Source organism: Kocuria sp., from assembly GCF_030536815.1.
GTDB lineage: Bacteria > Actinomycetota > Actinomycetes > Actinomycetales > Micrococcaceae > Kocuria > Kocuria gwangalliensis.
Map to the genome: position 1 here is coordinate 1 of NZ_JAUNPE010000326.1, position 1,643 is coordinate 1,643.

The window sequence follows — 1,643 nt, forward strand, 5'->3', positions numbered from 1 at the left end:
CGGAGCTGACCGCTTGGTCAAATTTTAGACCTATCGGTCTAATTGAACAATGGTTGGTCTCTTCGGGTGAATGTGACATGGATCGTCCCGCTCTCGGCCACCTGCGACGCCACGCTGTGGGTGAGTTCCAGTCCCTGAAGTCCGTCATACAGCTGAGTTCCTCTACCGAGGACGATCGGTGCGACCATGAGGTGCAACTGGTCCACCAGGCCGGCGCGCAGGAATTCCCGGGCGGTGCGGATTCCCCCGCCAATACGTACGTCCAGCCCGTGTGCGGCCTCGGTCGCTTCGGCGAGAACGTCCTGAACGGTCACATTCCGGAAGTGGAAAGTTGTGCCTCCCGCCATTGGAATGGGAGGTCGGGGCACGGAATGAGTGAGTACATACACCGGTGTGCCGAAGGGTGGCTCGTCTCCCCACCAACCCTTCCAGTCCGGATCCTCAGGAAATGAGTGCAGGCCGAACATGGCGGCACCCATGATCTCGGAACCGATGCCCTTGACGTTTTCGGCTGCGTAATAGTCATCAAGGCCACCGGTACCCGCGCCGCTGGTATCGCCGAAAACTAACCTGCGGAACGTGCGAGTTTTGGAATAGGCCTCCGTGAGACGCTCCCAGTCCACACCCATCGGATTCTCGGGCGAACTACCGGTGGTCGAGGCGTATCCATCCAGCGAAATGAACAAGCTCATACGAACACGAGTCATAACGGGTCTCCTTTGATATGTCATGGATCGACCGGCTGCCCGCTCACACGAGCATCAGAAACATTCCGGCCCCGAGGGTCAGATCCAGGGCGGCGCACCATTCGGCGAGCGACCGCGACACGACCGCGTACGGCGGCGAACACCGTCAGTTCGAGGGCCACATTCTCGGACAGCAACCGGATGGCAACAATGACTACTACGAGGGCCCCAAAACGGGCCGGGGCGCCATTGGCGTCTCTGAACGCTGAGCGGTAACGGTATGCGTGTTCATGCTTGGAGGTTAGGAGCGTGCGCACGGTATCCGACCGGTAGCTCTTATATCCCGTCCGAAATCCTGGGATACTCGTCCTACCGCTTCGGACGGGGGAATCTGATGGCCGCTCGAAAGACCGCAGTAATCGCCTACGACCACACCGAACTTCTGGACGTCGCCTGCATCACCACACCCTTGTACCTGGCCAACCTCATCGGACGGTTGAGCGATCCGTATCAGGTGCAGGTCGTCAGCCTTCACGGGGCACCCATCAGGTGCGATACCGGCCTGACGTTGCAGGCGCACGGCGCCGTCGAGCATCTGCTGGGCCCCCTCGACACTCTGATCGTGGCCGGTGGCGTGGGGCATTTGCGCGCCGCTGACAGTGAGCCGCTGCTGCGGCACGTGCGGAGGCTGGCGGATGCAAGCCGTCGGGTCGCCTCAGTCTGCACGGGCGCCACCATCCTGGCCGCGGCCGGCCTCTTGGACGGCAAGCGCGCTACCACCCACTGGCGATTCGCCGCCGACCTGGTCCGCAAGTTCCCGCGGGTCACGGTGGATCCCGATCCCATTTTCATCCGCGACGGCTCGGTGGCCACCGCGGCCGGGGTCACCAGCGCGCTGGATCTGACGCTGGCCTTCATCGAGGAGGACCACGGCGTGGGGCTCGCGAGCCAGGTCTC

At 62.6% G+C, this 1,643-nt stretch carries 2 protein-coding genes; one reads left to right on the plus strand and one right to left on the minus strand.

The genetic code is table 11. The features are described 5' to 3' along the window. Positions 1-38: 38 nt before the first annotated feature. Positions 39-707 carry a dihydrofolate reductase family protein gene (locus tag Q4E95_RS13655; protein ID WP_303383812.1) on the minus strand — a complete coding sequence of 223 codons (669 nt, stop codon included), beginning with the start codon at positions 705-707 and terminating at the stop codon, positions 39-41. A 373-nt stretch (positions 708-1,080) separates the two neighbouring features. On the opposite strand from Q4E95_RS13655, the gene Q4E95_RS13660 reads away from it, so the two are divergent. Then, positions 1,081-1,643, plus strand: a 563-nt coding sequence (locus tag Q4E95_RS13660) for a GlxA family transcriptional regulator (protein ID WP_303383813.1), incomplete at its 3' end; no start/stop codon positions are given.